Source organism: Amycolatopsis sp. Poz14, from assembly GCF_006704225.1.
Lineage (GTDB): Bacteria > Actinomycetota > Actinomycetes > Mycobacteriales > Pseudonocardiaceae > Amycolatopsis > Amycolatopsis nivea.
In genome coordinates, this window is record NZ_JACLHD010000001.1 from 1 (window position 1) to 25,753 (window position 25,753).

Here is a 25,753-nt window from a genome sequence, read left to right on the forward strand (position 1 = left end):
CTCCACCAGCTTCTCGGTGTCGAACGACGCCTTGCCGATCACCAGGTGCAGGTTCGCCTGCTTGTCGACGCGGAAGTTGATCTTGCCGCCCTTGATGTCCTTCACGGCCTTCTCGACCGCGGGGGTCACCGTGCCGGTCTTCGGGTTCGGCATGAGGCCGCGCGGGCCGAGGATGCGGGCGATGCGGCCCACCTTGGCCATCTGGTCCGGCGTCGCGATCGCGGCGTCGAAGTCGAGCCAGCCACCCTGGATGCGCTCGATCAGTTCGTCGGTGCCGACCGCGTCCGCGCCGGCGGCTTCGGCCTCAGCGGCCTTGTCGCCGACGGCGAAAACGATGACGCGGGCGGTCTTACCGGTGCCGTGCGGCAGGTTCACGGTGCCGCGGACCATCTGGTCGGCCTTGCGCGGGTCGACCCCGAGACGCATCGCGACCTCGACGGTCGCGTCCATCTTCGTCTTGGAGGTCTCCTTCGCCAGCTTCACGGCCTCGAGCGGCGCGTACAGACGCGCCTTGTCGATCAGCTCGGCGGCCTGGCGGTAGGCCTTGCTGTGCTTGGTCATGCTTCTGTCCTTAGTAAGTCAGTGGATCAGTGTGGTGACGAGCCAGCACCTGGCTCTCCCACTGGTTTTGCTTCGGCGAGGCCGAAGCAATTACTCGACCGTGATGCCCATCGAGCGGGCGGTGCCGGCGATGATCTTCGCGGCCTGGTCGATGTCGTGCGCGTTGAGGTCGGTCTCCTTGGTCTTCGCGATCTCGCGGACCTGGTCCCAGGTGACCTTGGCGACCTTGGTCTTGTGCGGCTCGCCGGAGCCCTTCTCCACGCCCGCGGCCTTGAGCAGCAGCTTGGCGGCCGGCGGCGTCTTCAGCTTGAAGTCGAACGACCGGTCTTCGTACACGGAGATCTCGACCGGGACGACGTCCCCGCGCTGCGACTCGGTCGCGGCGTTGTAGGCCTTGCAGAACTCCATGATGTTGACGCCGTGCTGACCCAGCGCCGGGCCGACCGGCGGCGCGGGGTTGGCCGCACCCGCCTTGATCTGCAGCTTGATGATCGCCGCAAGCTTCTTCTTCTTGGGTGGCATTACCTTGTGTCCTTCTTAACTGACGTGAGTCCCCCGCACACCTGCCAGTACGCGGGGACTGCCGACCGGGATGGCCCGGCCGTCAGATCTTGGAGACCTGGCTGAACGAGAGCTCGACCGGGGTCTCCCGGCCGAAGATCGACACCAGGACCTTCAGCTTCTGCCCGTCGACGTTGACCTCGGAGATCGTGGCGGGCAGCGTGGCGAACGGGCCGTCCATGACGGTGACCGACTCGCCGACCTCGAAGTCGACCTCGACGGCGGGCGCACCGGACGGCGCGGCCGCGGCGGATTCGCCGCCCTTGGCAGCCTTGGCCGGGGCTTCCTTCTCGACCTGCGGGGCGAGGAACTTCAGCACCTCGTCCACGGTCAGCGGCGACGGCCGCGAGGTGGCTCCGACGAACCCGGTGACGCCCGGGGTGTTGCGGACCGCGCTCCACGACTGGTCGTTGAGGTCCATCCGGACCAGGATGTAGCCGGGCAGCACCTTGCGCTGCACCTGCTTGCGCTGGCCGTTCTTGATCTCGGTGACCTCTTCGGTCGGGACCTCGATCTGGAAGATGTAGTCCTCGACGTCCAGGGTCTGGGTACGCGTCTCGAGGTTGGTCTTGACCTTGTTCTCGTAACCGGCGTACGAGTGCACGACGTACCACTCGCCCGGCGCGGCCTTGAGCTCGGCGCGCAGCGCGGCGACCGGGTCGTCCGCCTCGGGGGCGGGCTCGGTCACGTCGGCTTCGGCGGCGTCGTCCGCTTCCTCAGCGCTCTCGTCGGCGGCGACCTCGTCCTCGGCGACGGGCACCTCGACGGCGTCGGCGGACTCCTCGTCGCCGGGTGCCGTCTGCACCTGCTCGTCGGAAAGCTCGGTCAGGTCGCGACCGGCTTCGGTGCCGTTGTCGGAGGTCACGTTCCGTCCTCTCAGTTGATCGCTTGCCGGGCCGGACCGGGGCCCGGCCAGCGCGGTGGCGCGCCCGTTGCGGGCGTCAGCCGAAGACCAGCCCGACCAGCTCCTTGAAGCCGAGATCGAGGCCGCTCACGAGGGCCACCATGAACACCACGAACACCAGCACGACCGCGGTGTAGGTGACCATCTGCTTGCGGTTGGGCCAGATGACCTTGCGGAGCTCGGCCCAGACCTCGCGGATGAACCGCGTGAACCGGGCGAACACCGAGGCCTTCTTGGCCTTCCGGTCCCGTTTGGGGGTGGGCACGCCCTTGGCGTCGGCGGGCTTCGCGACCTTGTCGCCCGCCTTGCCGGACGGACGGGTCGAGCCCGGCCGTGCCTCGGACTTGCCTGCCGGCCGAGCGGAAGCGCGGCGTTCGCGCCGAGCCGCGGCGGACACCGGGCGGGATTCGACTCCGGGCTGCTTGCCCGAATCGTCCTGCTCGTGCTCGCCGCTGGCGTCGCTGTCGCTCACGACCACTCCTCCGCTCCACCAGTTCCCGTACGCAGGGGTGACAGGACTTGAACCTGCAACCTGCGGTTTTGGAGACCGCTGCTCTGCCAATTGAGCTACACCCCTGTGGAGCCCGGTCACCCTGGCTCCGGAGGACGCATTCCATCGTCCCCACCATCCGGCGGGGATGACCGTAGTGCGTTCCGAGTTCCGAAGTCTACGGCAACCCGTATGAAGCCTCGCAACCCAGCCCCCTCGACCGCGCCGCGACGGTCTCGCGGCACCCCGGAGACGGCCGTTCCGGACCCTTCGGACAGCACCCCGGAATCCTCGGCGAAGATCACCTGATCGTGCGAATATGAGCGCGTGCCCGCTATCCGATTAATCGTAAAGCCGCTGACGAGCGCTGTCCCGCCCGGCTTCACGACCGCTCCGGATCGCTGGCACGGCAACCGAAATCGCTTCCACGCCCGCGAAATTCCCCGTCAGGAAGCCAAGACCGGCACACTGGAAGATGATCTTCGTTGACCCGCAAGCGAAACTCTGATCAAGGAGCAGCGGTGACCTCATTCCGGCTTGGCCTCGCTTTGCCGCAGTACGGCAAGCTCGCCGATCCCTCCGCCATCGCCGGCTTCGCCACCGAAGCCGAGCGGATGGGCTTCGCTTCGCTGTGGGTCGGCGACCGGGTCCTGACCCCGGTCGCCCCGAAGACCTATTACCCGTCCGGTACACCCGAACAGCCGTACCCGCCGGAGTTCGTGCGCTTCGTCGATCCGCTGCTGGCGCTCACCATCGCGGCGAATTCGACCGAGACCGCGCGGATGGGGTCGAGCACCCTCAACGGCCCGCTCTACTCCCCGGTGCTGCTGGCGCGTTCGCTGACTTCGCTCGACCTGCTGTCCGGCGGCAGGCTCGACGTCGGCCTCGGGCTCAGCTGGCTGCGCGACGAGTACATCGCCGCCGGCGTGCCGTGGGAGCACCGCGGCGCGCGGCTCGCCGAACTGGTCCAGGTGCTGCGGACGCTCTGGACCGCGGATCCGGCCGGGCACCAGAGCGAACGCTGGGACATCCCGGACTCGCTGATCGGCCTGCGTCCGCTGCAGCAGCCCGGTCCGCCGGTGCTGCTGGGCGGGGCGTCGGACGCGGCACTGCGCCGCGTCGGCCGGATCGCCGACGGCTGGCTTCCCGCCGGGCTCCCGATCCCGATGCTGCGGCAGAAGTGGGACGTGGTCGTCGAATCCGCGGAGAAGGCCGGAAGGGATCCGGAGTCGCTGCGCCGGGTGCTGCGGATCAACCCGACGCCGGGCTCGAAGACGGCGTCCGTCGAGGACGTCGCAGCCCAGCTGAAGGCCGCCGAAGCGGACGGCATCACCGAGGCACTGGTCGATCTGCACTATGTGGCCGAAACCGTCCCGCACGCGCTGGAACTGGCGGGCGAACTGCACGCCGCTGTCTTTGCGTGATCACCCGTAAGCGGGTCGTCGGCGAGGAGCGGGACCGGTAAAACGGTCGGGTGGGGGCAAACAAAAGCGGTGGATGCGGGTTGCTCGTCCTCGTGGTGGTGGGGGCGCTGCTGGCCGTCGGCTACTACAAGTCGAAGCACGACTCGTCGACCGCACCGCCGTCCGGCGCGGACACCGGCGGCGGCAGCGGCCGCTACGTCGCGCTCGGCGACTCGTACACGTCGGCACCGCGCACCGGGAAGCAGGCGGGCTCGCCGGCCGGATGCGCGCGGTCGGACAACAACTATCCGCACCTGGTGTCGGCGAAGCTGAAGCCGGCGAAGTTCGTGGACGTCAGCTGCAGCGGCGCGACGACCGAGGACTTGACCGACACCCAGTCGACCCGCAACGGCGCGAACCCGCCGCAGTTCGACTCGGTCACCGCGGACACGACGCTCGTCACCCTGGGCATCGGCGGCAACGATGTGGGATTCATCTCACTGGCCCAGACCTGTGTGACCTCCCATCAGAGCGCCTCGCCGTGCAAGGACCGGCTCACCGCGGGCGGCAAGGACGAACTGGCCGACCGGATCAGCGCGACCGCGAAGAAGGTCGGCACCGCGCTCGACCAGATCCACAAGAAGGCCCCGAAGGCGCGAGTGGTGGTCGTCGGCTACCCGACGGTCCTCCCCGACGGCGACGGCTGCTGGCCGGTGCTGCCGCTGGGCTCCGGCGACGTGGCGTACCTGCGGGACGCGCTCGGCAAGCTCAACGACGCCCTGTCCGACCAGGCCAAGTCGCACGACGCCGGGTTCGCGGACACCGCCGCGCCGAGCAAGGGGCACGACGTGTGCGCGAACTCGGACGTCAAGTGGGTCGAAGGGGTGATCCCGACGTCCTCGGCCGCGGCCCTGCACCCGAACGCACGGGGCGAGGCGGGGATGGCTGACGTGGTGGAGTCGGTGCTCGGGGTGCACTGAGAGCGCCCCAATGGGGTTGTTTCATCGTGGTTGTGGCTGGTGGGGGCGGTGGTTGCGGGTTGGTTGGGTTGTGGGGCAAGGGGAAGTGCTGTCGAGGCCCGGCGTGGCGGCGTGGGCATGGGTGAAGCCCTCGGCAGGATCGAGATGTGAGTCAACCATCCGCCGAGGGCTTCGACCCTCTTTCCTACCAGGTCGTTCTTCCTCTTTCGCGGCAGACCCTGCAGCTGGTCGCCGAGTTGATCCGCGGGCGCCGGCGGCGGTTGCGGTCCCGCTGGCGCAAAGCCGGCCCGGCCGGGCAGGCTTTGGTGGTGCTGGCGGTGTTGCGCCACGATCCGCGGCTGGCGCACATCGCCGGCGGTCACGGCGTCTCGGCCTCCACGGTGCGCCGGTGGGTGCTGGAAACCGTCGGCCTGCTCGCCGCCCGCGCCGCCCGGCTGGACCGGGTCCTGGACCGGCTGGCCGCCCGCGGCGCGGCGGTGGCGCTGGTGGACGGGACGCTGATCCGGACCCGCCGCCGGGCCGGGCGCGCCAACCGGGCCCATTACAGCGGCAAGCACAAACAGCACGGGCTGGTCGTGCTCGGGCTGACCGACGAGGCGGGCCGGCTGCTGTGGATCTCCGCGGTCCTGCCGGGCCGCACCGCCGACATCACCGCCGCCCGCCGGCTGCGGATCCGCGAACGGCTCCACGCCCGCGGCTTGTCCCCGGCCGGGGACAAGGGCTTCCACGGCTGGCACAAAGACGTCCGCACCGCCCGCGACTGCCCGCACTGCGGCGGGCCCTGCGAGCAGATCGTGCTCACCCCGTTCAAAGCCGAAACCAACCGGCCGCTGACGAAAGGCCAGAAACAGGCGAACGCGGCGTTCGCCGCGATGCGCTGCGCGGTCGAGGGCGGCTTCGCCGCCCTCAAAAACTGGCGCATCCTCGACAAACTCCGCATGGCACCACGCCACGCCACCACACTGCTGCGCGCCCTGCTCGTCCTCACCCAGCACGAACAACACGCCCGCGACACCGCCCAGCCCACCCCGGCCTGACAACTACCACACCCCGCCAACCCGCCATGACCAGCACAAACCAGGATGAAAAAACCCCAATGTGGCATTCGGTGCGTCCCGCGCACCCAATGTGGCGTTCGGTGCGTGCCGCGCACCCAATGTGGCTTTCGATGCGTCAGATGCACCCAACGCCACATTGGGGCGATCAGGCCGAGCTGCGGGCTCGTCAGGGGCGAGCGAGAGCTGCGGTTTGCGGCGGGTTCCCGGTAGCGCTCGCCGGGCCGCGGCGGAGCACCGGCTGGCGAGGCTGGCCGCGTGGCTTCGCTTCCCCGAAAGGCCGTGAAGGGCTCCTTGAGGGAATCTGGTTCCCTCAAGGAGCCCTTCACGGACCGCAGCAGCGCGCCGGACCTATGGCGGCAGGACCGGCCACGGAGGAACCGCTGGGCAAAGCCGGGTTGCTCAGGGGCGGACGAGAGCCTGCGGTTTGCCCAGCACGGTCTTGCCCTCGAACTTCACCGTCAGGTCGATCCGGGCCAGTCCCTCGTCGGTCAGGGCGCCGACCTTGGCGGTCACCTCGACCAGTGCGCCCTCGTCGTTGTCCGGCACCACGACCGGGCGGGTGAAGCGCGTGCTGAAGTCCACGAGGCGGGCCGGGTCGCCGAGCCAGTCGGTGACGATGCGGCCGGACAGGGCCATCGTGAGCATGCCGTGCGCGATCACGTCCGGGAGGCCGACCTTGGTCGCGAAGTTCTCGTTCCAGTGGATCGGGTTGAAATCGAGCGAGGCCCCGGCGTAGCGGACCAGCTGCGCGCGGGTGATGCGGAGCTCCAGCGGAGGCAGTTCGTCGCCGACGTTCACGCTTCCGCCCCCCGAACCACGAGCTGCGCCCGCGTCGTGCACACGAGTTTGCCGTCCGCGTCGGTGATTTCCGCGCGGAGGTTGATGAAGTCGTTGCCCGCCCGCGCCATGATCGACTCGATCGTGGCCGAGATTTCGAGCTCGTCGCCCGCGTGGACCGGGCGTTCGTAGCGGAAGCCCTGGTCGCCGTGGACCATCCGGGAGTAGTCGAGGCCGAGCGCGGGGTCGGTCACGATGCCGTTGATCTTCGGCAGGTTCAGGATGGTGAGGAAGGTGGGCGGCGCGAGCACGTCCGGGTGGCCGGCCGCGCGGGCCGCCTCCGGGTCCCGGTACACCGGGTTCGGGTCGTCGATCGCGTCGGCGAACTCGCGGATCTTCTCCCGGCTCACGAAGTACTTGCTGTCCGACGGGTACTCCCGCCCGGTGAACGACTGGTCCAAAGGCACGCGAAGAAGGCTAACCGAACCCGGCGGCCGTCCCGCGCGGGTGCCTAAACCCGTCGGTAACAGCGAAAAGCCGCCCCGGCGAGTGCCGGGACGGCTTTTGCGAAGCTGGTAAAAGACCGCCTGCGTCAGCGGGTCTCTTTGTGAGTCCGGTGCGTACCGCAGTTCGGGCAGAACTTCTTCATCTCCAGGCGATCCGGGTTGTTGCGCCGGTTCTTCTTGGTGATGTAGTTGCGGTGCTTGCACTCCTCGCACGCCAGCGTGATCTTGGGTCGCACGTCGGTGGCAGCCACAGCGTTTCCTTCTCTCTCAGATCCGGGGGCCAGCCCCGTCGTTACCGCGTAGCGGTGGCCGGACTTGAACCGGCGACACAGCGATTATGAGCCGCTTGCTCTGCCAACTGAGCTACACCGCCCTACGTGACACCCACCCCACCCGACCCACCAGGTCAAGGTGACCCGGCCGGGGGTCCAGGGGGCATGCCCCCTGGCGGGGGTCTGGGGGTTCGACCCCCAGATGGACGCCGCGAAGCGAGCCACGTCTGCGTTTTCCGCAGACATAGCTCGCCTACTCGCGAGCCCCTTTACGGAATCGAACCGTAGACCTTCTCCTTACCATGGAGACGCTCTGCCGACTGAGCTAAAGGGGCCTGCCTCTCGCGAGGACTTGGAAAGATTAGCAACCCCCTTCACCCGCACGTGCAACCGGGGTCGGTTAACCGCAAAACCTCAGGTCAGCAGGGTCAGCACGGTCTCCGAGTGCCGTCCCGGCGAGCGTGCCGTGCGGGCCTGCAGCCACGCCTCGAGGCGGTCCTCCGGCAGCGGCCGCGAGATCAGATAGCCCTGGGCGACGTCACATCCCATCGCCTCGAGCTGATCGCGCGCCACGTCCTCCTCGACGCCTTCCGCCACGACCGTCAGGCCCAGCGAGTGCCCGAGCTCGACAATCGACCGCACCACCGCGAGGTCGCCGAGATCCGTGCCCATGCCGAGCACGAAGCTCTTGTCGATCTTGACCTGGTCCACCGGCAGCTGGCGCAGGTACGCGAGCGACGAGTAGCCGGTGCCGAAGTCGTCCACCGCCAGCACGATGCCCAGCGAATGCAGCTCGCGCAGGATCGGCAGCGCCTTCTGCGGGTCGGACATCACGCCGGACTCGGTCAGCTCGAACGTCAGCAGTTCCGGCGGCACGTCGAAGCGTTCCAGTTCGCGCTGGACCTTCGCCGGGAAGTCGTCGTCGGACAGGTTCCGCACCGACAGGTTCACCGCCGCGGAGATCCGCAGGCCCTCGTCGAGCCACTTGCGCACGCGCTTCAGCGATTGCTCCAGCACGAACGACGTCAGCACCCCGATCAGGCCAGCCGCCTCGATCGCGGGCACGAACTCGTCCGGGCCGAGCCTGCCGAACTCCGGGTGCACCCAGCGCACGAGCGCCTCGACGCCTTGCACCTGCCGGTTCGGCAGCGTCACCTTCGGCTGGTAGTGCACGGAGACGTGGCCGTCTTCGAGCGACTGCCGGAACTGCGTGACCATCTGGAACCGGCGCAGGAAGATCTGTCCCATGCTCGGCACGTAGCCGCGTACTTCCTCGCCGCCGCGAGTGGCGCGGACGGCGACGTCGGCACGCTGCAGCAAGCCGTCGACGTCAACCTCGCCGGCGTCGTCCACGGAGCTGGCGTAGCCGATCATCGCGTTGGCCTCGACCGAAAGCCGGTCCACCGGGTACGGCTCGGACAGCTGCACGCGAAGCCGTTCCGCGGCGCGGTGTGCGTCTTCGATCGTGCAGTCCACGAGCAGTGCGGCGAAGGACGCGCCTTCGAGCCGGGCGAGCGGGACGTCCGGGCCGAGTGCGCCGCGGATGCGGGTGCCCGCGGCGACGACCATCCGGTCCGCCCACGAGTAGCCGAGCGCGTCGCTGACTGTGGAGAAGACGTCGAGGTCGATCCGCAGCACCACGACCTCCGCCGATTCGCGCAGCGGATCCCGCGAGACCTGCTGGAATCCGGGCCGGTTCAGGTGCCCGGTGAGCGGGTCGTGGTAGGCGTCGTGGCGGAGCGTGGCGAGCAGCCGCCGGTTGTCGAGCGACGTCGCGAGGTGGCTGGCCATCGTGCCGAGCAACTGGACGTCGTACTTGCCGAAACCGCGCCAGCGCGAGAGCCGGTCGTGCGCTTCGACGACGCCGAGCAGCCGGTTCGCGCTGCGCAGCGGCACCACGAGCGCTTCCTGCGCACTGCGTTCCAGCAGCGCCGCGCGGACGTCCGGGTTGGCCTCGGTGATCCGGAAGTGCCGCACGTGCGCGCCGGGCAGGCGCAGCAGCGGGTCGTCGCTGGCCGGGTCCGAGGCCGGGAGTTCGTTGCCCGCGACCACGACGCGCATCGGGTCTTCGGGCTCGAGCCGCAGCCGGAGCACGACGCGTCCGGCGGCGAGCTGGTCCTTGATCCGCTCGGCGATCGTGGCCCATTCGCGCACGTCGACGCCGCCCACCAGTTCCTCGCCGCGGCTCGCCGGACGGGCGGCGGCCTGCTGTCCGGACCGCGCGACCATCAGGCTGACGTCGGACAGCGCTTCCATGTCCCGCTGTTCGCGAAGCAGATCGGAGTACGCCCAGTACAGCGCGGTCAGGCCGAGGAACACCGCCAGCACCAGCGGCCAGGCCTGCGGGGTGCTCGCGATGACGAGGTAGCCGGTGAGGCCGACCGAGGCGTTGACGAAGCCGACCACGAGGATGCGGCCGGTCAGCCGGATCGCGGTGCTCACGCGCATCCGGCGGCGCAGCACGCGCACGGCGGCCAGCGCGAGCAGCGTGCTGACCAGCGGCGCGGTGAGCGTTCCGGCGAGCGCGGCGACCCACGGCATGGTCGGCCCGCCGCCCATGGCCAGGTGCACGAGCCCGGCGACGGCGAACGCGCCGGTGATTTCGAGCAGGAACGCGCCCGCGTTGTAGAGGACGCGGCCGGCGACCTTGCGGGCCAGCAGCGTGCCGATGCCCGCCACGAGATGCGCGGCGAGCACCACTTCGAACGGGGCGACGAAGAAACCGATTACCAGCGGAATCTCGGTGAACGAGATGGTCCACGAGATGCCGCTGCGGACGTCGACGTTGATGCCGAGCTGTTCGGCGAGCAGGAACGCGACCGCGAGCACCGGGCCGATCCACCAGAGCTTCGCCGAGCCGTGGAACGGCAGCCAGGCGCCGACGGCGAAGGCCGCGAGCAGGCCGAGACCCAGCACGAAGAAGGTGTAAACGCGGAAGCGGCTCTCGTCCGTGCGGCCTTCGGCCGGTGCGGAGCCAGCACCTCCCGAGCCCATCGCCTCCGGCGCGGTACCGGGATGGGCGTTGCTGTCCGGCATCCGACCTTCCTTCCCGGCTGCCCGGTCGCGCTCGTCCGTGACGTCAGGTGTGGGCGAGGGCGCCACCTTACCCCGTAGGGCGTACCGGCGTCCCTTTCGAGACAGTAGGAGATCACCCCAGGGTTAACAATGGGCGTTCTTCTCTGACCTGCGTGGACCAAGGAGTGAAACTCCCGGTTCGCCCCGGAACCCCCGGGCCGGGGAGTGTTCTGGGGGTCTTTTCCGGCCCGATCGGCGGACAATGGCGGCATGCACAACGACGTGACAGCCACCGGGCATGCGGCGCGCATCGCCACGGTGGACGCGCTGCTTCCCGCGCCACTCCCCTTCGAGGTCGGAGGGGATTCCGTCCTGCTTTCCGCCGAGGTCGGCGACACCACCGCGGCCGGTCTGACCACCTGCACCGGGCTCGGCCCGGACAGCCCGCGGTCGATGTGGCGGGCGCTCGTCGAGCACCGGCTGGAGGTCCAGCTCGCCGGTCCCGATCCGGCCGCCGGACTCGACGCGTTGCTCACTCGATGGGATGAACACCTGCGGTCCCTCGCCCGAGTGGGGGATACGGAGTGCGCCGCGGTGCTCTCCCGGCCCAGCCGCGACACCGCCGGGGCCACCGAACTCCTCCGGCACGGCTTCGCCCCGGTCGGCGTGCTCGCGGTGCGCCCGGCGCAGCGGATGGCCGCCGGACCCGACGCGACGCCGGGCGTCTGCATCCGGCACGCGACGCCGGACGACCTCTCCACCGCCGTCACGTTGCAGCTCGAACTGCAGCGGTACGACGCGCAGTTCGGCCGGATCACGCTGCGCCCCGGCGTCGAGGAGCTGATCGCCAAGGAACTGCTGCACCACCTCGAACGGCCGGAGCCGCAGGTCTGGATCGCGGAGCTGTACGGCCAGCCGCTCGGCATGGTCGTGCTGCAGATGCCCGACGAGACCGGCTGGATCCGGCACCGGGTGGCCGCTTCCCGCGTGGGTTACCTGTCGTCGCTGGCGGTTTCCGAGGCCGCTCGGTCGTCCGGTGTCGGCACCGCGCTGGCCGCGCACGCGCACCAGGTCTTCGACGAGGCAGGAGCGGATGTCGTGCTGCTGCACCACGCCGTGGCGAACCCGCGGTCGACGCCGTTCTGGTACGCGCAGGGCTACCGGCCGCTGTGGACCGGCTGGCAACGCCGGCCCGCCGTGCGTTCTCGCTAGTCTGGCGCGGTACGGCCTGTTCGAGGGGAGTCCCAGTGACCGAAAAGCCCGACGCTGCACCGAAAGCGCCGGAAGGCGTCGATGTCGAGAAACCTTCGGCCGCGCGGGTCTACGACTGGTACCTGGGCGGCAAGCAGAACTGGGCGGTGGACCGGGAATTCGGCCGCAAGGTCGAGAAGATGTGGTCGCTCGCCCGGCCCGGCGCGAAGCAGAACCGCGAGTTCATGAACCGCGTGGTGCGCGCCGCGCTGAACGCGGGCATCCGGCAGTTCCTCGACCTCGGCTCCGGCGTGCCGACCGCGGGCAACGTGCACGAGGTGGTCGAGGCCGCGCTGGGCGACGACGACGAGGCCACCGTGGTGTACGTCGACTACGAGCCGGTGGCAGTGGCGCACGCGACGCTGATCCTCGAGGACGAGGCGGCCACCGACTGGGCCGGCATCGTGCAGGCGGACATGCGCGATCCCCGGGCGGTGCTGAACCACCCGCGCACCCGCGAGCTGATCGACTTCGACAAGCCGGTGTGCGTGATGCTGATGGCGGTGCTGCACTTCGTCGGCCCGGACGACGATCCGGACGCCGTCGTGCGCGCCTACCGGGACAAGCTCGTGTCCGGCAGCTGGCTGGCGATCTCGCAGATGAGCGAGGGCGACGGCAGCGGTCCCGCGCTGGAGGGGCTGCGCTGGTTCGTCGAGCAGTACCGCAAGACGAGCAACCCGATGTGGCTGCGCGACCGCGAAGAGATCGAGCCGTTCTTCGGCGGCTGGCCGCTGCTGGAGCCGGGGATCACGCATCTGCCGGACTGGCGGCCGGAGCGCGAGCTGAACGCGGTCGAGGCGGAGGCCCGCCCGTTCGCCTGGTGCGCGGTGGCGCGCAAGCCGTGACCGCGCCGGACGCACCGCGGGGCGTGGACGTCGACAAACCGTCCGCCGCCCGGATCTACGACTGGTACCTCGGCGGCACCCAGAACTGGGCGGTGGACCGGGAATTCGGCCGCCGCGTCGAGAAGGTGTGGCCGCTGATCCGGCCGATGTCGCGGGAGAACCGGGCGTTCATGAACCGGGTCGTGCGAGCCGCGCTCGACGCGGGGATCCGGCAGTTCGTGGACCTCGGCTCGGGCGTGCCGACGGCGGGGAACGTGCACGAGATCGTCCGCGATCGGCTGCCGGCGAGGGTCGTGTACGTCGACTACGAACCGGTCGCGGCGGCACATTCGCGGGTGATCCTCGAGGGCGAGGACGCGACCGACTGGGCCGGGATCGTCGAACGCGACATCCGCGATCCGGAAGCGATCTTCGCCGACGAGATCACCGAGGAGCTGATCGACTGGTCGCAGCCGGTGTGCCTGCTGATGATCACCGTCCTGCACTTCCTCGGCCCGGGCGATCGGCCGGAAGAGCTGGTCGCCGCCTACCGCGACCAGCTCGCGCCCGGGTCGTGGCTGGCCGTCACGCACGGCACCTGCCGGGACGACGCGCCGCCGGAACGGGCCGCCGAGGTCCGCGCGTTCGTCGACGCGTACCGGGACACGTCGAACCCGGCGTACCTGCGTTCGGACGAGGAGATCCTGCCGTTCTTCGGCGGCTGGCCGCTGCTGGAGCCGGGGATGAGCGCGCTGCCGGACTGGCGGCCGGACGAGCCGGTGTCGGAGTTCGCCGCGGAGGTCCGGCCGTTCGCCTGGGGCGCCGTCGCGGTCAAGCCCTGACTTCTCTCCCAGCGAACACTCCCTGGGAAACAAACCTGCCCTTCGGAGAGTTGAGCACTGCAGACTCAACTTATTCGAGGAGTGCACATGTCCGACCCCCGCCTCCTGCCCGTCCTCCCGCTCGATGACGACGTCGTGCTGCCGGGCATGGTGGTCCCGCTCGACCTCGGCGACGCAGAGACCCGGGCCGCAGTGGAGTCCGCTCAAGCCAAGACCCCCGCGACCGCGTCGTTCCCCGGGATCCGCTCGGGCGCGGCGAGCAAGGCCGAAGTCCTGATCGTCCCGCGCGTGCACGGCGAGTACGCCGAACTGGGCACCGTCGCGACCGTCGAACGGATCGGCCGCGTCCCCGGCGGCAAGACCGCCGTGCTGCTCCGCGGCACCTCGCGCGCTTCCGTCGGCCGGATCGCCGACGGCCCCGGCGCGGCCCGCTGGGTGCACGCCGACGCCGCGGAGGAAACCTCCGACGACCGCACCGCGCAGCTCGCCGCCGAGTACAAGGCCGTGGTCATCTCGGTGCTGCAGCAACGCGGCGGCTGGCAGATGATCGACGCCGTCCAGCAGGTCGAGGATCCGTCCGCGATCGCCGACCTGGCAGGCAACGCGCCGTACCTGTCCACCGACCAGAAGCTGGAGCTGCTGAGCGCGCTCGACGTCAGCGTCCGGCTGGAGAAGGCCCTCGAGTGGAGCCGGGAGTACCTGGCCGAGCTGGAGGTCACCGAGACCATCCGCAAGGACGTCGCGGACGGGATGGAGAAGCAGCAGAAGGAATTCCTGCTGCGCCGCCAGCTCGAAGCGATCCGCAAGGAACTGGGCGAACTCGACGGCACCGCGGCCGACGACGACTACCGCGCCCGGGTGGAAGCCGCCGACCTGCCGGACGAGGTGCGCAAGGCCGCGCTGGCCGAGGTCGACAAGCTGGAGCGGACTTCCGAGCAGTCGCCCGAGGGCGGCTGGATCCGGACCTGGCTCGACACGGTGCTGGAGCTGCCGTGGAACGAGCGGACGGAAGACGTCTACGACATCGCCGCCGCGCGCGCCGTGCTCGACGCGGACCACGCGGGCCTGGACGATGTCAAGGAACGGATCATCGAGTACTTGGCCGTGCGCAAGCGCCGCGCGGAATCGGGCCTCGGCCCGGTCGGCGGACGGCGTTCCGGCGCGGTGCTCGCGCTCGCCGGTCCTCCCGGGGTCGGCAAGACGTCGCTGGGCGAATCGGTCGCGAAGGCGATGGGACGCAAGTTCGTGCGCGTCGCTCTGGGCGGCATCCGGGACGAGGCGGAGATCCGCGGCCACCGGCGCACGTACGTCGGCGCGCTGCCGGGCCGGATCGTGCGGGCCATCAAGGAAGCCGGCTCGATGAACCCGGTCGTGCTGCTCGACGAGATCGACAAGGTCAGCGCCGATTACCGCGGCGACCCGACGGCCGCGCTGCTCGAAGTGCTGGACCCGGAACAGAACCACACGTTCCGCGACCACTACCTCGAGGTGGAGCTGGATCTGTCCGATGTGGTCTTCCTGGCGACGGCCAACGCGCTGGAAACCATCCCCGGCCCGCTGCTGGACCGGATGGAACTGGTGACGCTGGACGGTTACACCGAGCACGAGAAGGTCACCATCGCACGGGATCACCTGCTCCCCCGCGAACTCGAGCGAGCCGGTCTGGCGTCTGGTGACGTGGTGCTGACCGACGACGCGTTCAGCCGGATCGCCGCGGAGTACACCCGCGAGGCCGGGGTGCGCGACGCGAACCGGACGATCGCGAAGGTGCTGCGGAAGATCGCGACGAAGGTGGCTTTGGGTTCGGTCTCGCTGCCACTGTCGATTTCGGCGGAAGACCTGGAGACCTACCTCGGCCGCCCGCGGCACGTACCGGAATCGTCGCTGCCGACGGCGACCCAGCGGACGTCTTTGCCAGGCGTGGCAACGGGTTTGGCAGTCACCGGCGCGGGCGGAGACGTGCTGTACATCGAGGCGTCGCTGGCCGATCCGGAGAGCGGGGCGTCGGGACTGCAGCTGACCGGGCAGCTGGGTGACGTGATGAAGGAGTCGGTGCAGATCGCGCTGTCGTACCTGCGCTCGCACGGTGCGGAGCTGGAACTGCCGGTGGGAGACCTGCGAGAGCGGGGAATCCACGTACACGTCCCGGCGGGCGCGGTACCGAAGGACGGACCTTCGGCGGGCATCACAATGACGACCGCGCTGGCGTCACTGCTGTCGGGCCGGGTGGTCCGGGCCGATGTGGCGATGACCGGAGAGGTTTCGCTGACCGGGCGAGTGCTGCCGATCGGCGGGGTCAAGCAGAAGCTGCTGGCCGCGCACCGGGCGGGGATGAAGACGGTGATCATCCCGCAGCGGAACGAGCCGGATCTGGATGACGTGCCGGCGGAGGTGCTGTCGCAACTGGAGGTGCACGCGGTGGCGAACGTGCGGGAGGTGCTGGAGTTGGCTTTGACGCCAGCGTCTTCGGAGGTTCGGCAGGCGGCTTGACCGTAAGTCCGTGAAGGGCTCCTTGAAGGAATCTGATTCCCTCGAGGAGCCCTTCACGGCACGTCAGGAGAAGTCGACCTTCTCCCATTCGAAGCCTTCCACCCAAGACGATTCCTGCGCGGCAAAGCCGGTGAACGCCGTCACCACCTCCGCCAGGCTCCCGACCTCCGTGCGGTAATGCCGCTCCGGCGACCCGTCCCGGCGCTCCAGCGCGAACTTCCCCCGCGGAGCCGCCGCGAACTTGCCCTGTCCTATTTGGACATAATGGTCGCCGAGTTCCAAGACGGCGTACCAATTCTTCGCCGACAACCGGCCCAGCGCCGCCTTGATCCCTGCTGCGTCAGGGTTTTCCACGCGGGAACCGTCGCACATGGTCAGGTCCAGCACGCTCGGCCGGTGCACCTCGCCGGCCTGCGGATTGAACACCGTCAAGCCGTGTTTTCGTGCCAGGTCAAGGACAACACGCGTCACCGCAACCGCGCGCGAGTGCTGGATCGCCAGGACCGCTCCATCGCCAGAGCGCTCGATCGCCGCATTCCACGGGGATTCCTCGGGATCCTCGGCCTCGTGCAGTTCCGGGTATTTCGCGGTCAGGTCGCGGTAAAACCCGTCCAGCTCCGGAGCAGCCGAACCAGAGCTGTCGCAAAGGCTGGCGTAGCGGGCTTGCGGATCCTCGGCATCCCCAGCCCATACCCCCAGGTCGTAACTCACAAATTTCCCCTCCGGGTCAGCCCTGCGCCCCCGCGAGCAAGGCCACGTTCATCACGTACTCGCCATATCCGGACTTCGCCAGTTTGGTGCCCAGCGCGTGGCATTCGTCCGCGCTGATGAAGCCCATCTTCAACGCGACCTCTTCCAGGCACGCGATCCGCACCCCGGTCCGGTGTTCCAGCACCTGCACGAACTGGCCGGCTTCCAGCAGCGAATCGTGCGTGCCGGTGTCGAGCCAGGCGAAACCGCGGCTCAGCTCGATCAGTTTGGCGCGGTCGCGGCGCAGGTAGGAGAGGTTGACGTCGGTGATCTCCAGCTCGCCGCGCGCGGAGGGCTTCAGGTTGCGGGAGATGTCGACGACCTCGTTGTCGTAGAAGTACAGCCCGGTGATCGCGTTGTTCGACCGCGGCTTCTCGGGCTTTTCCTCAATGGACAGCAGGGTGCCGTTCTCGTCGACCTCGCCGACGCCGTAGCGCTCGGGGTCCTTCACCTGGTAGCCGAACAGGACGCAGCCGTCCAGGTCGGTCGCGGCGGTGCGCAGGGTCGTGGAGAAGCCTTGGCCGTAGAAGATGTTGTCGCCGAGCACCAGCGCGACGGAATCGTCGCCGACGAAGTCCGCGCCGATCACGAACGCCTCGGCGAGACCGTTCGGGCTCGGCTGTTCCGCGAACGAGAAGGAGAGCCCGAACTGGCTGCCGTCGCCGAGCAGGCGGCGGAAGTTCGGCAGGTCGGCCGGGGTCGAGATGATCAGGATCTCGCGGATCCCGGCCAGCATGAGCACTGAGATCGGGTAGTAGATCATCGGTTTGTCGTAGACCGGCAGCAGCTGCTTCGACACGGCCTGCGTGATCGGATGCAGACGGGTTCCGCTGCCCCCGGCGAGCACGATGCCCTTCACAGCCCCTCCTCAATGCGGTGGTGGTGTTCACCGTACCGAGTGAGCATGGAGGCCGTCCGGGGCTTCGCACAACTCAGAAAGCCGGACCTTTCCCGAAGAACGCCTGGCAGCCGTGCGCGTACTCGGTGGCGATTTCCAGCACGTTCTTCCCGCCGTCGACCGGCAGCACGGTGGACGAATAGTTGGGGCAGTAGTTGTTGTAGATGCCGCTGATGTGGACCGGCGCGGGCAGTTCGTACCAGTTGCCGGCGCCGAAGTTGTCGTTGGCCAGCAGCGTCTGCCCGTTTCCGGCCACCGGGGCGCCGTCGGCGGTCGTGTAGATCTGGCCGACCATCACCAGCCGCACGCCGTTCGGGCCGCCGGGGAACAGCGTGGTGGTCTGGGCGTGCTGGAAGTAGTTGCCGCTCGCGGTGTTCACCCTGGTGCCGGGATCGGCCGGATCGCCCCAGTTCGCGCCGTCCGCGGAGATTTTGTAATACGGATCGCAGTAGCGGTCGCGGTAGTTGCAGATCTCGTAGCCGAACCAGTACCGGCCGTCGGGCAGCCTGCGGATGATCGGCATGCCCGGACGCACCCGGGACGGTCCGATGGCCATGGTGAGCTGCTTGGTGCCCCAGTTGATCCCGTCGGTCGAGGCGACGCGGTTGAGCACCTGGCCGTACTTCGGCGCCTGCGTCTCGTCGGCGTAGTGCAGCCAGAGCGTGCCGCCGGCGTCCACAGTGAACTCCGGTTCCCAGACGCCGTCGTGGTTGTGCGAGAGCGCGGCCTCGGACAGGTACCGCCAGTTGTGGCCGCCGTCGCGGCTGGCCCACACCTTGATCCCCATCCGGCGTTGCGGTCCCGCGTCCTGCCGGTAGGTCGCCGCCCACAGCAGCGTGCCCGCCCGCAGACGGCCGACCCGCTGCGGCAGTTCGTAGAGGGTTCCGCAGCATTGGCCGGACCTGGCGTCGGGGTCGCGGATCTCGCCGATCTGGTGGAAGCTCGCGCCCTCGTCGGTGCTCTCGAGGATCGGCGCGAACCGGCCGTTGCCGTCCTCGCTGGTCAGCGACGCGATGATGTTCCCGCGCCCGAACGGCGAGTGCTCCAGCCGGATCAGCCGCGGGTACGAGCCGAAGCCGGGTACGAGCAGCTTCCGGTCGGCGGCTTCCGCGACCGGCGCGATCGCGGTCACGAGGACCGCCAGCGAGGTGAGGAAAGCAAGCACGGGAGTCCAACGGCGCATCCAGAAACTCCTCTCACGACCAGCCGGGCGATTACACCACGTGGTCGCGTCGCCACCATCGATTTCGCCTGGTCACCCGCGTGAGTCCACCCCTTCGAGGAGATCACTGGGCTGTTCAGGGCGCCCGTTTCGTAACGACTGGGCGGAGCGTGACGAAAGATCATCCGGAGGCCCCGTCGGGGCAAGCGAGGGGGAATCATGCGCCGCACCGCAGTGCGTCTGGCCGCCGTCTGCGCGGCGGTAGCGCTCACCGCGTCGTGCTCACTGCAGCCGAGCGGGATCGGGGCGATCGTGTACCCGATGGAAGACGAACCCGGCGACTCCCCCGCGCCGGTTCTGCCTCCGCCGCCGCGACCGGAGAAGCCGCGCCTCGCCGAGAACCCGACGGAGACCCACCAGGGCAAGAACAACGCGACCGTGCCGCTGACCTGGCCGTCCGGGGTCGCGGGATTCCTCACCTTCGACTGTCCGAAGTGCACCGGACACATCGCCGTGACGACCGACGGCACCGAAAGCCTGCTGGTCAACGACGGCGACGCCTACCACGGGACGGCCTGGTTCAACGTCTCCCCCGGCGGCAAATCGGTGCACACGCTGACGGTCGAGGCGAAGGGCGCATGGACCGCGACGATCACCGACTACCGCGGAGTGCCGCCTGTCGAACCGGGCAAGCCGTACAACGGCCACGGGGACGCGGTCCTCGCGGTGCCCCCCGGCATGGTCATGGGGAAGTTCTTCACGGGCTCGAAGGGCTCGAACGGAGTCTGGGTGCTGGCCGACGGCTACCCGCACCTGGCGGTGAACCACATCGGCCAGACGACCGAGGAGTTCCCGCTCGAAGGACCCACGTATGTAGCGGTGGAGACGTTCGAGGCGGATTGGACCTTTACCGCCTGGTGAGGTGCTGCGGACGTGTTGGCGTCCGCAGCACCCGTAGGTCACCGGTAGTTGGTGAACTGCAGCGCGATCTCGAAGTCCTTGCCCTTCAGCAACGAGATCACCTCCTGCAGCTGGTCCTTCTTCTTGCCCGACACCCGCAGCTGGTCGCCCTGGATCTGGGCCTGGACGCCCTTCGGGCCCTCGTCGCGGATGAACTTCGCGATCTGCTTCGCCTTGTCCGACGCGATGCCCTGCAGGATCTTGCCGCTGATCTTGTAAATCTTGCCGGAGATCGCGGGCTCGCCTGCCTCGAAGGCCTTCAGCGAGATGTTCCGCTTGATCAGCTTCTCCTTGAAGACCTCCACCGCCGCGAGGGCGCGCTCTTCGGTCTCCGACTCGATCGCGATGGCTTCCTCGCCGGACCAGCTGATGCCGGTTCCGGTGCCGCGGAAGTCGAACCGCGTGCCCAGTTCCTTGCTGGCCTGGTTGAGCGCGTTGTCCACCTCCTGGCGGTCGACCTTGCTCACCACGTCGAAAGAGGGATCCGCCACGTGTCCTCACACCTTGTCTCAGCTCGTCAGGGACCCCCAGCGTAGCGCCGGGGGATCCCGGTTGACCGGCCGTCCGGACCGTTGGGTATCCTTCTTCCCGGCCGGTTCGCCCGGCCATGGCAGGTTACCCAAGCGGCCAAAGGGATCTGACTGTAAATCAGACGGCTCAGCCTTCGGGGGTTCGAATCCCTCACCTGCCACACCAGCCAAATCACCCCCGTGACCAGCGTGAACCGGTCACGGGGGTGATCTTGTGTTGTGCGGTTGTATGCGGACGTGTGCGGCTCTCTGCGGCTGATCGCCCCCTATTCGCCCCCGAGTTTTTGTGAGGCTCAGGAGTCGCCCAGCGCGTCCCCCATGCGGTCCCGGGCCGCCTGCTCGCCCCCGTCGATGCACTTCGCGTAGACGCGAAGCAGGACCGCCAAACTGTGCCCTGCCCACTTCGCGACCCGCGTCGGCTCGATGCCCGCAGCAAGCCAGGTCGACACAGCGGCATGGCGCAGGTCATACGGCCTCTTGGCCAGCGGTCCAGCCTGCACCTCAGCGGTGAATACCGCCTTCCGGCAGGCTGCCCAGGCTCGCCCGTAGACAGTGCTGCCGATCCGTCCGCCGTCGCGCTCACCGCGGAACAGCCGCCCGTCGGGTGCGGTGCCGAAGGTGTTCAAGTGGTTGTGCAGCAGCTCCGTGAGCGCGGGGACACATGGCACTGAGCGCCCGTGACCGGCAGGACGATGCTTGAGCGGGCCGACTTCGGATGCCTCGCCGCTATCGGTCCAGACCCCGTTCACCTCGGGTCGAGCACCTTGCAGGTGGATATCACCCCAGCCCGACTCAGGAATCGTCAAGTCGCTCTTGCCTAGATTTGCCGCTTCCTCCGGCCGGAGGGCGGCGTAGTACATGAGACCGAAAAACGCCTTCAATCGCGGAGGTGCAGCGTCGATCAACATGCGACCCTGGATCGGGTTTACGACCGCCTTCGGGTCGACTTCTGCGAGCACAAACTTTTGCTTCTTCAGCTTTACACCGTCCATCGGGTTTGCCGAGATAGCCTTAAGCTCAACCCGTGCATATTCGATCAACTCCCCCAGCGCCGTGCGTCGAATTCGAACCGTGTTGCGGGCGGCTTGCCCGCCATCCAACTTGAGGTCCATAGCATCCAAGACACCCCGGAAGATCTCCGGCTTCCCCAGCTCAGCCACGTCACGGCTCGCCTTCCGGGCGAAGCTGAGAGCGTGTTGAATCTCCGGCAAGTGCTCACCTTCCCGCGTGTTCTTGTTGTACGCGACCTTCAACGCCTTCCGAAGCGTCGCCTCCTCCCCCTGATACTTCCCTTTCAGCATCGGAATAGTTGCGGAAACCATCGACTCCACCAACGAAGAGCGGTATTTCGGTGAAGCGTCTTTCCACTTCATGTCCACGTACGCGCACGCGCATTCGAAGAAGGTCATCTTCCGCCGCGCCCTCAGCATCGACAGCGGCCAGCCTGTCTCGATGTCGAACGCTTCACCCTTACTCACCGCAGTCAGCAGGGCGGAGCGGAAATTGTTCGCTAGCGGGAACGTGTCGAAGGTGTCATCGCATCGCTTTTCCGCGACGACCCATCGAACTCGATAGGTGGTCTTTCGCTTGCCCTTGCGCGTCTCGATCGACCAGACCTTTACCTTGTACGTGGTCTCCATCAGGCCGCCGCCTCCTCGCATCCGTCAAGCCAGTTGTCCAGGTCCATCCGCCGGACACGAAGCGATCCGTTCGGCAGTTTGATGCACTTCGGCGCACGTCCTTTAGCGCGCCATTCGTAGAAGGTTCGGCGGGAAATGCTCAGCTCGTCACAAACGGCGTCGACGGTGAGACTTTGACGAAGGGCAGCCATTTTCTTACGACTCCTCGCGCGGTGGTGGCAGCGGTGCGGGGCGCGTCGAACACGGGTACCTCCTCGGGTTTGGGTAGCGGGTCGCCGCTACAGGACTGGCTGAACTTGTCCGCTACATCCGCTACAGGCGCTACATGCCTGGTCAGAGGCGTAGCGGATACGTGGGGTGTAGCGCTCGTATCCGCTACACCGGTCCGGCGGACGACGGCTCGCTGCTATCGGGTGTAGCGCTCGTATCCGCTACAGGCTCGGCGTCCGCTACGCCCGCGACCTGCGACGTAGCGCGTGTAGCGGATGTAGCGGACGTAGGCAGGTAGCGGCTCCACGCGTCCGCGAGACCTCCTTCACCGTCGATCCGGTATCCCTTGGGCACCTTGCCGCCGGGCATGCGGACATTCTTCGATTTCACGCCGTACGGCTCAAGTTCCTTTGCCAGGCGGCGAGAGTCGAGCGTTTTGCCGTGCCCGTCGAGGTCACCCCACGGTGCCTCTTCGATTTCGCACAGAGCGGCGATAATCTCCGCCGTCGGCATCTCGGTCACGCCGCGGCTGGTGAACAGGTCGCGCAAGTCCGAGAGCAACCGGATGCGAAGCCCGCCGCCCTTCCGATCCACGTTGGCGGCGGCCACGAAGTGAGAGCAAGCTGCCCGCGCGGTCTCCGGCCAGTGATCCCCGGCGGCATCCGCGATCGCGATCAGCGGTCGCCAAATCTCCGCCGACCGGTCTCGTACTCCAGCGGGCATCTCGGGTCGGCCGCGGCTGATTTTGTCGGTCACGGTGCCGATCCAGGCAGCCAGCTGCTCACGAAGCGGGGTGGCTTCAACCTCTACGTCTTCCTCCCAAAACTCCTCAACTTCCTCGTCTTCGCGGCGGCGTTGCATGTGGATGGTGATGGCACGAGTGGTGATAGTGTCGGGCATGTTTCCGGCAATGCCGGCAAGGGCAGCGGGCGCGTAGACCGGGAACCGCTGCACCTTCATCGCACGAGCGTCACCGACGCAGCGCGCAATGGTGGCCGACCGCTTGTACCCGGCGTTGAGCAGCCCGCGCAGATCTTCGTTGTTGCCACCGCTCTTCGGGTTGAAGATCGTGTCGACCTCATCGAACAGGATGGTGATCGGTCCGTCGTTGACCATGCGGAACAGTGCGGCCGTAGTGGCGGAGATGGTCATCTCCGGTGCCCTCACGAGGTGCTGAGCCACCTCGAGCACCCGAGTCTTTCCGCTGCCCGGCTCCACACTCGACAGGATCAGCCGCGGCGTGACGTAGAAGTGGTCGACGGCGTGGGTGTGCGCGTACCAAAGCGCGAGCATCGGTGCGCAGTGCTCCGACGGGAACGCGTTGAACCGCAACACGAAGTCCCGCACGTTGTTCAGCACCTCATGCCCCGGCGCGACCGGCACGTTGGCCGCCCGCCACGCCGCTTGGCACTCCTCAGTGCAGAAGTCGTCCGACGGCGATCCGTCCAGCGGGCGGCCGCACTGACAGCACGCGCCGCCACCGTCGGCAGCGCCGGGGGCACCGATCGCCGCTTCGATGGCGGACACGGTGCTGTCCACATTGGTCATTAGGCTGCCTTTCCTCGGCGGGCTACGGGGTTAAGGGAACCGGCGTCAAGACCGGCGGTGACGACGCGTTCGACCTCGCGGGTCGTGCAGTCGCATGGAGCGGAAACCATGTGTCCGGCAGCCGCTACCAGCTCGGCGCGCGCGGTGTCGTAGGCGACCAGCTCCGCACCGACCTTCCGGCCGATCGTGTAAGCCGCGGACGACAGCACCGCGTTGTGCTGCTCCGGCGGAGCCGTACGGATGCGTTCACACTCCCCCGCGAGTGCCGCCGACCCGTAGCGATTCGGGTCGGCAGCGCGGATCTCACGCGGCGCTGAGATGGCCGTAGACGCGCGTTCGGCGCACACCTGGACTAACCATCCCGGCAGTTCGGCAGGATCGGTCTCGTCGGCAAGTTCCCAGCCGCCCGCCGCGGCGATTGACCCGGGCCCCACGACGTACCCGCCGTTTGCCCGGACGTCGACGCGCGGAGCCAGCTGACCGGCACTGCTGCGGAGGTGCGTCCCAGCCGGGGCGCGGAAGTACAGGTGCAGCCCGCCCGACGGCGTGGTGACGGTGTAGGTCGCCGGGACCGGACCGCCTCGCCGCTCGGCAAGCTCGGCGAGCGCGGTGGCTCCGTCCGCGCCGGACTGTCCGGGTTTCGGCTGGTCCAGGTCGATGACCACGAGCCGCGCGGGACCTGTGGCGACGGCGACGTTCCAGCTGTCAGCGCTCCAGCATCGGCGGATACGGGCGGGGTCGGTGGTGGCGCGCGCTTCCCACTCTCGGACGGCTGGCCGCTTGCGACCGGGTACAAGCGGGAACACCGGCCATCCCGAGCCTGCGAGGTACAACGCCCACTCCAGCGTCAGAGCGCCGTGAGGCGTAGTCACTCGGACCACCCCGCGTTGGGGTCGCAGTCGGGCGCGTCGGGATCGACGTTGTAGACCTTCCACGGGTCCGGTGCCCGGTCGGCGAACTCGGTCAGCGGGTCGCCGGGGGCGGTCTCGTCCGGGATGCGCCGCACCGGCAGCCGGTCGGCTCCCAGCCGCTTGGCCTGCTGCGCTGCCCACGCATCCATGGCGGCTTCGTCGTCTTCGGCGAAGTCCGGCCGGGCGGGCACGGTGCGCAGCTGCGGGTGTTGCTCGAACAGCCACGCCTTGCACTGCTGGCCGTAGGCGATCGCGGTCATCCCGGCAGACGGGGCGGTGCGTCCGATGAGGAATCCGACGATTTCCCGGTACTGCTGGGGTGTGGAGGGCAGGCCGTGCGTGACGGCGAGGATCGAGTACAGGTCGAACACGCGCACTTCGTTGGCGTCCATGGTCACTTACCTCCGTTGGCGGCGTAGACAGCGAGGCAGGCTGGGCACTTCGTCTTCGTGGCGGGGAACCACGGCGTCCGGGATCCCTTGCGGGAGTACGTGAGCCCGCAGTAGGTGGTGAAAGTCCCGTGCCACAGCGAGGTCTTGGCGACGAGGTGGTAGATCTCGGTGCTCACTTGGCCTCCCGCGAGATGAGGGCGACCAGGACTGCGGCAGCGTCGGCGAGAATGTCGGCGTGGTCGAACGCGAGGCGCGCGGACAGCGCTGTGTCGAGCGGGACCCATTCGGCAGTGGCGGCGTCGTCTCCGGCGCGCGGCGGCGTCAGTCCCGGCAGGACGGCGACGTACGCGACGTTCACGTAGCGCCCGCGCGGGTCGCGCCCCGGGTGGTCGTAGATCCCGACCTGGTACAGAGCGTCGGCGGTCACGCCGGTTTCCTCGGCCAGTTCCCGCATTCCGGCTTCGGGAAAGGTTTCCTCGACGTCGACGTGACCGCCGGGCAGCGCCCACAAGCCCGTGAAGGGCTCCCAGCGGCGACGGATCAGCAGAACGTGCCACGCGCCTTCTTCGTAGGCGAACGCGGCGACGTCCGCGGTGAGGTGGGCCAGTTCGTGGTTACCGTGCTCGTGAGCGTCCATCTCGGATCTCCTTCTTTCGGTTACGGTGTGTGCCTGTTTTTGGCATGGCTCGGCTGGCGCGATGCCCCGGGAGGGAGTCGCGTGACGGGGTGTGCGGGTGTGGTTTTCGGTGCGTAATCAGCGGGCGTCGGGTTTGGTTCCCTCGCCTCCCTGATGAATGTCGTCGCTGGTCAGCCAGGGG

The 25,753-nt window shown here is 68.4% G+C and carries 27 protein-coding genes and 4 tRNA genes; 9 read left to right on the forward strand and 22 right to left on the reverse strand.

Features of this window, described 5'->3' with window-relative positions:
• From rplA to FKO37_RS00025, 5 genes are all read right to left on the reverse strand, one after another.
• Positions 1-561, reverse strand: a 561-nt coding sequence (rplA, locus tag FKO37_RS00005) for a 50S ribosomal protein L1 (protein WP_238603390.1), incomplete at its 3' end; no start/stop codon positions are given.
• A gap of 90 nt (positions 562-651) precedes the next feature.
• Positions 652-1,083, reverse strand: coding sequence for a 50S ribosomal protein L11 (gene rplK, locus FKO37_RS00010; RefSeq protein ID WP_037360170.1), 432 nt, complete (start codon positions 1,081-1,083; stop codon positions 652-654).
• 82 nt (positions 1,084-1,165) lie between these two features.
• A complete protein-coding gene (gene nusG, locus FKO37_RS00015; protein ID WP_037816303.1) occupies positions 1,166-1,987 on the reverse strand; it encodes a transcription termination/antitermination protein NusG in 822 nt (273 codons plus the stop codon).
• A gap of 76 nt (positions 1,988-2,063) precedes the next feature.
• Positions 2,064-2,498 carry a preprotein translocase subunit SecE gene (secE, locus tag FKO37_RS47450; protein ID WP_107051120.1) on the reverse strand — a complete coding sequence of 145 codons (435 nt, stop codon included), beginning with the start codon at positions 2,496-2,498 and terminating at the stop codon, positions 2,064-2,066.
• A gap of 32 nt (positions 2,499-2,530) precedes the next feature.
• Positions 2,531-2,603: transfer RNA gene (locus tag FKO37_RS00025), tRNA-Trp, on the reverse strand.
• A gap of 434 nt (positions 2,604-3,037) precedes the next feature.
• On the opposite strand from FKO37_RS00025, the gene FKO37_RS00030 reads away from it, so the two are divergent.
• The 3 genes from FKO37_RS00030 (at position 3,038) to FKO37_RS00040 (ending at position 5,936) form a co-directional block, all read left to right on the forward strand.
• Positions 3,038-3,940, forward strand: coding sequence for a TIGR03619 family F420-dependent LLM class oxidoreductase (locus FKO37_RS00030; RefSeq protein ID WP_037816305.1), 903 nt, complete (start codon positions 3,038-3,040; stop codon positions 3,938-3,940).
• A gap of 50 nt (positions 3,941-3,990) precedes the next feature.
• A complete protein-coding gene (locus tag FKO37_RS00035) occupies positions 3,991-4,899 on the forward strand; it encodes an SGNH/GDSL hydrolase family protein (protein ID WP_238603391.1) in 909 nt (302 codons plus the stop codon).
• Positions 4,900-5,045: 146 nt separating this feature from the next.
• Positions 5,046-5,936 (forward strand): transposase family protein, encoded by an 891-nt coding sequence (locus tag FKO37_RS00040; RefSeq protein ID WP_238603392.1) that lies wholly within the window; start codon positions 5,046-5,048, stop codon positions 5,934-5,936.
• A 420-nt stretch (positions 5,937-6,356) separates the two neighbouring features.
• On the opposite strand, the gene FKO37_RS00045 is transcribed toward FKO37_RS00040, so the two are convergent.
• The 6 genes from FKO37_RS00045 to FKO37_RS00070 form a co-directional block, all read right to left on the reverse strand.
• Positions 6,357-6,755 (reverse strand): MaoC family dehydratase, encoded by a 399-nt coding sequence (locus FKO37_RS00045; protein ID WP_238603393.1) that lies wholly within the window; start codon positions 6,753-6,755, stop codon positions 6,357-6,359.
• Positions 6,752-7,201, reverse strand: a complete 450-nt coding sequence (locus tag FKO37_RS00050) for a MaoC family dehydratase N-terminal domain-containing protein (RefSeq protein ID WP_037816309.1) — start codon at positions 7,199-7,201, stop codon at positions 6,752-6,754. Before FKO37_RS00050 ends, FKO37_RS00045 begins: the two co-directional genes overlap by 4 nt.
• A gap of 125 nt (positions 7,202-7,326) precedes the next feature.
• Positions 7,327-7,491 carry a 50S ribosomal protein L33 gene (gene rpmG, locus FKO37_RS00055; protein ID WP_005152047.1) on the reverse strand — a complete coding sequence of 55 codons (165 nt, stop codon included), beginning with the start codon at positions 7,489-7,491 and terminating at the stop codon, positions 7,327-7,329.
• 49 nt (positions 7,492-7,540) lie between these two features.
• A tRNA-Met gene (locus FKO37_RS00060) sits at positions 7,541-7,613 on the reverse strand.
• 161 nt (positions 7,614-7,774) lie between these two features.
• Positions 7,775-7,847, reverse strand: a tRNA-Thr gene (locus FKO37_RS00065).
• Positions 7,848-7,926: 79 nt separating this feature from the next.
• Positions 7,927-10,548 (reverse strand): bifunctional diguanylate cyclase/phosphodiesterase, encoded by a 2,622-nt coding sequence (locus tag FKO37_RS00070; protein WP_037816310.1) that lies wholly within the window; start codon positions 10,546-10,548, stop codon positions 7,927-7,929.
• Positions 10,549-10,797: 249 nt separating this feature from the next.
• On the opposite strand from FKO37_RS00070, the gene FKO37_RS00075 reads away from it, so the two are divergent.
• The 4 genes from FKO37_RS00075 (at position 10,798) to lon (ending at position 15,934) form a co-directional block, all read left to right on the forward strand.
• A complete protein-coding gene (locus FKO37_RS00075; protein WP_238603394.1) occupies positions 10,798-11,739 on the forward strand; it encodes a GNAT family N-acetyltransferase in 942 nt (313 codons plus the stop codon).
• Between the two features lie 35 nt (positions 11,740-11,774).
• On the forward strand, positions 11,775-12,623 hold the full coding sequence (locus FKO37_RS00080) for an SAM-dependent methyltransferase (RefSeq protein ID WP_238603395.1): 849 nt from the start codon (positions 11,775-11,777) through the stop codon (positions 12,621-12,623).
• On the forward strand, positions 12,620-13,444 hold the full coding sequence (locus FKO37_RS00085) for an SAM-dependent methyltransferase (RefSeq protein WP_238603396.1): 825 nt from the start codon (positions 12,620-12,622) through the stop codon (positions 13,442-13,444). The genes FKO37_RS00080 and FKO37_RS00085 overlap by 4 nt, the downstream gene beginning before the upstream one ends.
• Before the next feature lie 87 nt (positions 13,445-13,531).
• Positions 13,532-15,934, forward strand: coding sequence for an endopeptidase La (gene lon / locus FKO37_RS00090; RefSeq protein WP_238603397.1), 2,403 nt, complete (start codon positions 13,532-13,534; stop codon positions 15,932-15,934).
• Positions 15,935-15,997: 63 nt separating this feature from the next.
• Here lon and FKO37_RS00095 read toward each other — a convergent pair whose 3' ends face one another.
• The 3 genes from FKO37_RS00095 to FKO37_RS00105 all read right to left on the reverse strand — a co-directional run bounded on the left by FKO37_RS00095 (position 15,998) and on the right by FKO37_RS00105 (position 18,765).
• On the reverse strand, positions 15,998-16,645 hold the full coding sequence (locus tag FKO37_RS00095; protein ID WP_238603398.1) for a hypothetical protein: 648 nt from the start codon (positions 16,643-16,645) through the stop codon (positions 15,998-16,000).
• Between the two features lie 16 nt (positions 16,646-16,661).
• Complete coding sequence (gene rfbA / locus FKO37_RS00100) at positions 16,662-17,543, reverse strand: glucose-1-phosphate thymidylyltransferase RfbA (RefSeq protein ID WP_037816316.1); 882 nt, start codon at positions 17,541-17,543, stop codon at positions 16,662-16,664.
• Positions 17,544-17,616: 73 nt separating this feature from the next.
• Positions 17,617-18,765 (reverse strand): hypothetical protein, encoded by a 1,149-nt coding sequence (locus FKO37_RS00105; protein WP_037816317.1) that lies wholly within the window; start codon positions 18,763-18,765, stop codon positions 17,617-17,619.
• Positions 18,766-18,963: 198 nt separating this feature from the next.
• Between FKO37_RS00105 and FKO37_RS00110 the strand changes: the two genes are divergently transcribed.
• The gene (locus FKO37_RS00110; RefSeq protein WP_238603399.1) at positions 18,964-19,665 is read left to right on the forward strand and encodes a hypothetical protein; all 702 of its coding nucleotides are present in this window, start codon (positions 18,964-18,966) and stop codon (positions 19,663-19,665) included.
• A 38-nt stretch (positions 19,666-19,703) separates the two neighbouring features.
• Here FKO37_RS00110 and FKO37_RS00115 read toward each other — a convergent pair whose 3' ends face one another.
• Entirely contained in the window at positions 19,704-20,195 is a 492-nt protein-coding gene (locus FKO37_RS00115) for a YajQ family cyclic di-GMP-binding protein (protein WP_009072171.1), read from the reverse strand.
• Between the two features lie 118 nt (positions 20,196-20,313).
• Here FKO37_RS00115 and FKO37_RS00120 point away from each other — a divergent pair.
• Positions 20,314-20,395, forward strand: a tRNA-Tyr gene (locus FKO37_RS00120).
• A 132-nt stretch (positions 20,396-20,527) separates the two neighbouring features.
• On the opposite strand, the gene xerC is transcribed toward FKO37_RS00120, so the two are convergent.
• The 7 genes from xerC to FKO37_RS00155 form a co-directional block, all read right to left on the reverse strand.
• On the reverse strand, positions 20,528-21,874 hold the full coding sequence (gene xerC, locus FKO37_RS00125; protein WP_238603400.1) for a tyrosine recombinase XerC: 1,347 nt from the start codon (positions 21,872-21,874) through the stop codon (positions 20,528-20,530).
• Positions 21,874-22,065, reverse strand: a complete 192-nt coding sequence (locus FKO37_RS00130; RefSeq protein WP_238603401.1) for an AlpA family transcriptional regulator — start codon at positions 22,063-22,065, stop codon at positions 21,874-21,876. The genes xerC and FKO37_RS00130 overlap by 1 nt, the downstream gene beginning before the upstream one ends.
• Positions 22,066-22,249: 184 nt before the next feature.
• Complete coding sequence (locus FKO37_RS00135) at positions 22,250-23,632, reverse strand: DUF3631 domain-containing protein (protein WP_238603402.1); 1,383 nt, start codon at positions 23,630-23,632, stop codon at positions 22,250-22,252.
• Positions 23,632-24,504: a bifunctional DNA primase/polymerase gene (locus FKO37_RS00140; RefSeq protein ID WP_238603403.1), complete on the reverse strand. Its 873-nt coding sequence runs from the start codon at positions 24,502-24,504 to the stop codon at positions 23,632-23,634. The genes FKO37_RS00135 and FKO37_RS00140 overlap by 1 nt, the downstream gene beginning before the upstream one ends.
• Positions 24,501-24,935: a hypothetical protein gene (locus FKO37_RS00145; RefSeq protein ID WP_238603404.1), complete on the reverse strand. Its 435-nt coding sequence runs from the start codon at positions 24,933-24,935 to the stop codon at positions 24,501-24,503. The genes FKO37_RS00140 and FKO37_RS00145 overlap by 4 nt, the downstream gene beginning before the upstream one ends.
• 2 nt (positions 24,936-24,937) lie before the next feature.
• Complete coding sequence (locus FKO37_RS00150) at positions 24,938-25,111, reverse strand: hypothetical protein (protein WP_238603405.1); 174 nt, start codon at positions 25,109-25,111, stop codon at positions 24,938-24,940.
• Positions 25,108-25,572, reverse strand: coding sequence for an NUDIX hydrolase (locus FKO37_RS00155; RefSeq protein WP_238603406.1), 465 nt, complete (start codon positions 25,570-25,572; stop codon positions 25,108-25,110). The genes FKO37_RS00150 and FKO37_RS00155 overlap by 4 nt, the downstream gene beginning before the upstream one ends.
• Positions 25,573-25,753 lie beyond the last annotated feature (181 nt).